This is a genomic window from Streptomyces sp. NPDC034670 (assembly GCF_055574875.1).
On record NZ_JBVITR010000059.1, the window covers coordinates 20,550 to 27,343 of the forward strand.

At 74.9% G+C, this 6,794-nt stretch carries 5 protein-coding genes; 4 read left to right on the top strand and 1 reads right to left on the bottom strand.

Features of this window, described 5'->3' with window-relative positions:
- Positions 1-996, bottom strand: a 996-nt coding sequence (locus ACZ56B_RS28565) for an FHA domain-containing protein (RefSeq protein WP_468796557.1), incomplete at its 3' end; no start/stop codon positions are given.
- Positions 997-1,471: 475 nt separating this feature from the next.
- On the opposite strand from ACZ56B_RS28565, the gene ACZ56B_RS28570 reads away from it, so the two are divergent.
- The 4 genes from ACZ56B_RS28570 (at position 1,472) to ACZ56B_RS28585 (ending at position 6,634) form a co-directional block, all read left to right on the top strand.
- A complete protein-coding gene (locus ACZ56B_RS28570; protein ID WP_468796559.1) occupies positions 1,472-3,139 on the top strand; it encodes a serine/threonine-protein kinase in 1,668 nt (555 codons plus the stop codon).
- Positions 3,140-3,275: 136 nt separating this feature from the next.
- Complete coding sequence (locus ACZ56B_RS28575) at positions 3,276-4,532, top strand: serine/threonine-protein kinase (protein ID WP_468796561.1); 1,257 nt, start codon at positions 3,276-3,278, stop codon at positions 4,530-4,532.
- A 70-nt stretch (positions 4,533-4,602) separates the two neighbouring features.
- Complete coding sequence (prfB, locus tag ACZ56B_RS28580; protein WP_468796563.1) at positions 4,603-5,709, top strand: peptide chain release factor 2; 1,107 nt, start codon at positions 4,603-4,605, stop codon at positions 5,707-5,709.
- Positions 5,710-6,016: 307 nt separating this feature from the next.
- Positions 6,017-6,634, top strand: a complete 618-nt coding sequence (locus ACZ56B_RS28585; protein WP_468796566.1) for a hypothetical protein — start codon at positions 6,017-6,019, stop codon at positions 6,632-6,634.
- Positions 6,635-6,794: the final 160 nt, after the last annotated feature.

The following is a 6,794-nucleotide window of genomic DNA, read 5'->3' on the forward strand; positions in this document are numbered from 1 at the left end:
TCCCCCCCTCCCGCCGAGGCCAGAGAAAGAATGATGGGGGTGGGTTCCCCCCCTGGGGGAGGGTGCCGCCGCCGGGGGCCCCCCTCCCCCGGCAGACGGCACGCCCTCCCCGGCGGCGGTGTGCCCGGGGCCCGGGTCCGCCCCGTGGCTCTCGACGCCCGGCGCCCCGCCCTGTCCCGGCACCCGTGGCGCCCCGCCCGCGCCGTCCTCCCGCCCGCCCGGGGCGGGCGCGGCCCAGCCGGCCGGGCCGTGGCCGTGATGGGTGGGCGCCGTCGGCGCCGCCCCGTCGTCCCGGGCGTCCGCGCCGTCGGTTCGCCCGCGCGGGGGAGCCGTCACGCGCACGTGTCCCTCGCCGTCCGGGGCCGTCCCCGTCCGCGCCGCCGGCCCCGGGGGCGGGGCGAGCCGCAGGGCGGACTCCCCGATCCGCAGCAGCGCGCCCGGGGCGAGGCGGACCGGGCGGGAACCCACGTGCCTGCCGTCCAGCGTCGTGCCGTTGGTGGAGCCGAGGTCGGCCACCGAGACCCGGCCGTCCGGGCCGACCGTCACCGCGCAGTGCAGCCGGGAGACGTCCGGGTCGTCGAGCGGCACGTCGGCGTCGGCGGAGCGGCCTATGCGGACCTCGCCGCCGTGCAGCAGGTGCACCCCGCCCGCGTCGGGACCGGCGACGACGTGGAGGCGGGCCGGGGCGTCGTCCGGTTCGGGACGGGGCTCCGGTTCGCCCGGGGCGCCCACGGTCAGCACCGCGCCGTCGATCAGCGGCGGCTCGCCGAGGGTGCAGCGCTGGGTGTCCAGCCGCCGGTCCCCGGCGTACAGCACCGGGGTGCCCGAGGAGCCGGACGGGCCGTCGCCGCCGGGGACCGCCGAGGCCAGGGCGGAGGCGACCGCGGCCAGGGCCGTGCCGGCGGGTGCCGTGACCAGCACGTCGCGGCGCGCGGCCCGGTCCCGCGCGGGGGAGGACGAACCCGGCGGGTCAACGACGGTCAGCCGGATCTGCATCGCCGTCAGCGGTCCCTTCTGCGCGGGCGCTCGCGACACGGGGACGAAGCCGCCCCGCGGTCCCCCTCCGCGGGCTTCCCCCACCGCCACACGCGCACGTACGGCCAGTACTGGGGGCATCCTCGCACCTGCCGCCGACAACGTGCTCGCCGCCCGGCATCAAATGATCTTGATTGGTCGGCTCTGCCCGCAAAAATGCCCGACCGGTGAGGAGTCGGTGATCGTTCCGGGGCCACTTGAGATCGGTCACGTCCGGCATCCGGCAACCAACGGACCGGGTCGCGCGTCTTTCCTGCAACACGGACGGACAGCGCGAACGGACCACGCGAACGGGCGCCGGCCCGCGGGGCCCACGGAGGGACGACGCCGAACTCGTCAAGCCGGTATCCCGTGCGGCGGCACTACAGTGGGTCGGGACATTCCGCAGCACGGTGGACCACGGTGTACGCCAAGCAATCAGCAGGGAGCGCATGACGTGCGGCCGGTAGGCAGTAAGTACCTGCTCGAGGAGCCGCTCGGGCGCGGCGCCACGGGCACCGTCTGGCGAGCCCGCCAGCGGGAGACCGCGGGCGCCGAGGCGGCCGTGCCCGGACAGCCCGGCGAAACCGTGGCGATCAAGGTCCTCAAGGAGGAGCTCGCGAACGACGCCGACGTCGTGATGCGGTTCCTGCGCGAGCGCTCCGTCCTGCTGCGGCTGACCCACCCCAACATCGTCCGGGTCCGCGACCTGGTGGTCGAGGGTGATCTGCTGGCCCTGGTCATGGACCTCGTCGACGGCCCCGACCTGCACCGCCACCTGCGCGAGAACGGCCCCTTCACCCCCGTGGCCGCCGCGCTGCTGACCGCCCAGATCGCCGACGCGCTCGCCGCCAGCCACGCCGACGGCGTGGTGCACCGCGACCTGAAGCCGGCCAACGTCCTGCTCAAGCAGGAGAACGGCGAGATGCACCCGATGCTGACCGACTTCGGCATCGCCCGCCTCGCCGACTCCCCGGGCCTGACCCGCACCCACGAGTTCGTCGGCACGCCCGCGTACATCGCGCCCGAGTCCGCCGAGGGCCGCCCGCAGACCTCCGCCGTCGACGTCTACGGCGCCGGCATCCTGCTGTACGAGCTGGTCACCGGCCGTCCGCCGTTCTCCGGGTCCTCCGCCCTGGAGGTGCTGCACCAGCACCTGAGCGCCGAACCGCGCCGCCCCTCCACCGTCCCCGACCCGCTGTGGACGGTCATCGAGCGCTGCCTGCGCAAGAACCCCGACGAACGGCCCAGCGCCGAGAACCTCGCGCGCGGCCTGCGGGTCGTCGCCGACGGCGTCGGCGTGCGCGCGAACTCCGCGCAGATCGCCGCCGCGGAGAACGTCGGCGCGCTCCTCGCGCCCGACCCGGCGCCCGCGCCGGTGCCCGACGCGCCCGGTGCCGCCGACCCGACGCAGGTGCTGCCGCACGGCGCGGGCTCCCACGACCCCAACGCCGCCACCAGCGTCCTGCCGCACACCGGCGGACCGGCCGGTGCCGCCGACCCGACCGCCGTCATGCCTCCGGTGCCGCCCGGCCCGCCCGGGGGGAACGGCCAGGGGCAGCCCGGACAGCCCGGCCCCGAGGACCCGCACCCCTGGCAGAACCAGCTGCGCGCGGCCCGCGACCGCAACGAGCAGACCCAGGTCCAGTACCTCGACCCCGGCCAGGACCCGCTGCGCCGCCGCCCCCAGCGGCAGGTCGCCCGGCCGCAGCAGCAGCCGCCGCAGCCGCCGCAGCGGCGTCCGCAGGCCCAGCCGGGCCCCGGCTACGGCTACCCGCAGCAGCAGCAACCGCAGCGCTACGCCACGCCGCAGCCCCCGCCGCCCCAGCCCCAGCCCCAGCGGTACGCGCCCCCCGCCCGGCCGGAGCCCCGGCCGCCCCGGCGCGAGCCCCGGCCGCCGCGCCGGCGCAGCGCCAACCCGATGCGGATCCCCGGGCTGGGCTGCCTGAAGGGATGCCTGTTCACCCTCCTCGTCCTGTTCGTCGCCGGATGGCTGGTCTGGGAGCTGAGCCCGCTGCAGAGCTGGATCGGCACCGGCAAGGGCTACTGGGAGCAGCTCACCGACTGGTTCGGCACGGTGGTCGGCTGGTTCGAGGACCTCGGCGGCGGCTCCTCGGGTTCCTAGAGGGGCCCGGGAGCTCCCGGGGGTCCGGCGCATTTGTTGATGTGTCGACATCCGGGAGCCGATTTCCGGATCCGTTGGGGGGGCCGGCTCCCCGGACGCGTAGTTTTAACGACAACACGCGTCGGTAGGAGCAGCCTTGGCACGGAAGATCGGCAGCCGGTACACCGCCCACCAGATCCTCGGACGGGGCAGCGCCGGCACGGTGTGGCTGGGCGAGGGACCCGGGGGGCCCGTCGCCATCAAGCTGCTGCGCGAGGACCTCGCCTCCGACCAGGAGCTCGTCGGCCGCTTCGTGCAGGAGCGGACGGCGCTGCTCGGTCTGGAGCACCCGCACGTCGTCTCCGTGCGCGACCTGGTGGTCGACGGCAACGACCTCGCCCTGGTCATGGACCTGGTCCGGGGGACGGACCTGCGCACCCGCCTCGACCGGGAGCGCCGCCTCGCGCCCGAGGCGGCGGTGGCGATCACCGCCGACGTCGCGGACGGACTGGCCGCGGCCCACGCGGCCGGCGTCGTGCACCGGGACGTCAAGCCGGAGAACGTGCTGCTGGACATGCAGGGCCCCGTGGGGCCGGGCGGCTCGCACCGCGCGCTGCTGACGGACTTCGGCGTGGCCAAGCTCATCGACACCCCGCGCCGGACCCGCGCCACGAAGATCATCGGAACGCCGGACTACCTGGCCCCGGAGATCGTGGAGGGCCTGCCGCCGCGCGCCTCGGTCGACATCTACGCGCTGGCCACGGTCCTGTACGAGCTGCTCGCGGGCTTCACGCCGTTCGGCGGCGGACACCCCGGAGCGGTCCTGCGCCGCCACGTCACCGAGACGGTGGTCCCGCTCCCCGGCATCCCCGACGAGCTGTGGCAGCTGCTGGTGCAGTGCCTGGCCAAGGCCCCGGCGTCGCGGCTGCGCGCCTCCGAGCTGGCCGTGCGGCTGCGGGAGCTGCTGCCGGTCCTGGCGGGGATGCCGCCGCTGGACGTGGACGAGCCGGACACCGGACCGGCGGAGGAGGAGGCGGCGGCGGTGGAGGACGCCCGGGCGTCCGGCCGGGCCCCGGCCGCCGGGGAGCCGGCGCGGCGGCGCGGCGCGGTCCCGCTGGTGCCGGGCGCGCGGCCGGCCGACTCCAACCGCGACACCCACACGTCCATGCGGGTGCCGGCCCCCGACGAGCTCGCCGGCGGCGCCCGCGGCACGGCCCGGGCCCCCCGCGCGGCCGGCGCCCCCCGCCCCGGCTCGGCCCGCAACCGCGCGATCGCCCGTCGGCGCCGCCTGGCCCTGACCGCGGCGGCGGCGGCCCTGGCGGCAGCGGCGGGCGTCGGCACCTGGCTGGCCGCCGGGGACGACGGCACGGCACCTCCGCAGGACACCGAGAACTCCGTTCCGGTGGCCCCGTGACCTGCTGGGCGTCCTTTCCGGGGCCCGCGTCCGGCGTGGGCCGCCCGGTGGAACCGTTACGCTGGAGGGCGTGGCAGTCGTCGATGTATCCGAAGAGCTGAAGTCCCTCTCCTCGACCATGGAGTCGATCGAGGCCGTCCTGGACCTCGACAAGAAGAGGGCAGACATCGCCGTGCTCGAGGAGCAGGCGGCCGCGCCGTCCCTGTGGGACAACCCGGACGAGGCGCAGAAGATCACCAGCAGGCTCTCCCACCTCCAGGCCGAGGTGCGCAAGGCCGAGGCGCTGCGCGGCCGGATCGACGATCTCGCCGTGCTGTTCGAGATGGCCGAGGAGGAGGACGACCCGGACACCCGCGCGGAGGCCGAGACCGAGCTCGCCGCGGTCCGCAAGGCGCTGGACGAGATGGAGGTCCGGACGCTGCTCAGCGGCGAGTACGACGCCCGTGAGGCGCTGGTCAACATCCGCGCCGAGGCCGGCGGCGTCGACGCCGCCGACTTCGCCGAGAAGCTCCAGCGCATGTACCTGCGCTGGGCCGAGCAGCACGGCTACAAGACCGAGGTCTACGAGACGTCGTACGCGGAGGAGGCCGGCATCAAGTCGACCACCTTCGCCGTCCAGGTGCCCTACGCCTACGGCACCCTCTCGGTCGAGCAGGGCACCCACCGCCTGGTGCGCATCTCGCCCTTCGACAACCAGGGCCGGCGCCAGACCTCCTTCGCCGGTGTCGAGGTGCTCCCCGTCGTCGAGCAGTCCGACCACGTCGACATCGACGAGTCCGACCTGCGCATCGACGTCTACCGCTCCTCCGGTCCCGGCGGCCAGGGCGTGAACACCACCGACTCCGCGGTGCGCATCACGCACATCCCCACCGGCATCGTGGTCTCCTGCCAGAACGAGCGCTCCCAGATCCAGAACCGCGCCACCGCGATGAACGTCCTCCAGGCCAAGCTGCTGGAGCGGCGCCGTCAGGAGGAGCAGGCCAAGATGGACGCCCTCAAGGGCGACGGCGGCAACTCCTGGGGCAACCAGATGCGTTCGTACGTGCTGCACCCGTACCAGATGGTCAAGGACCTGCGCACGGAGCACGAGGTCGGCAACCCCGAGGCCGTGTTCAACGGTGAGATCGACGGCTTCCTGGAGGCCGGGATTCGCTGGCGCAAGCAGCGGGAGAAGTGACCGACCGCGCGAACAGCGCTTTGTCGACAAGGCAACTGCCGCCTTTCGGGCGGCAGTTGCCTTTCTCATGGGGGGACGTCTGGGTCCTGCGTCACACTTACGGCCGCGTTCCTCGGCAAAGCGTGCGTAGGGGGACATCGCGTACGCAACGGCCTTGACGTTCTTTTGAAAACTCGGAAGGGTGAGGCGCGGCATGCGTATCTCTGGGGCGCATGTGAACCGGGGGGCGTTTCACCGCAGTCACCCCCGTTGATCACGGCCCCGGGCGCCGCCTCATTGACGATGAGCTACTGGGGGTAGCAACCACATGACCAAGAAGACGCGGATCCGTGTCGCCCGGATAGCGGCCGGTGCCGTGATCGCGGCCGGCGCCTCGCTGACCGCGGCCGGCGCGGCCTCCGCCTTCGAGATCGGCGTGAGCGCCGGGACGAACGACGGCGTCAAGGTGAACGACGGCACCGAGCAGACGACCCCGCCGGCGACCCCGCCGACCACCATCCCCGAGAACCCGGACCCGACCGAGCCGGAGCCGACCAACCCGGACCCGACCGAGCCGGAGCCCACCGAGCCGGACCCGACCGAGCCGGAGCCCACCGAGCCGGAGCCGACCGAGCCGAACGAGCCCACCGAGCCCACCGAGGAGCCCACCGCGACCGCTCCGGGTGCCGGCGGCGGCAACGGCGGCGGCAACGCCGCCGACCCCGCCGGGGGCGCCGCCCCGCAGGAGGAGGGTTCCTCGGCGCTCACCGACACCGGTGACGAGGCCCCCGCCCCCTCGGCCCAGGGCAACGGCAAGGAGCTCGCCGAGACCGGTGCCGCCGAGACCACCTTCCTGGTGATCGGCGCCGCCACGATGATCGCCGGCGGCATCGGCTTCCGGGTGCTGCCGCGCCTCATGACCGGCCGCGGTGGCGCAGCCGCCTGACGGTGGCCGCACGCGTACGCCCCGTACGCGGGACGTAGACCGAGGGGCCCGGAGCGCGACCGCGGTCCCGGGCCCCCGTGGGTTCCCCCCCCGCGTTCGGGGACGCGGCCGAAAGGACTATGGGGGAGGAAAGCCACCCCCACGAACCCACCCCACAAAC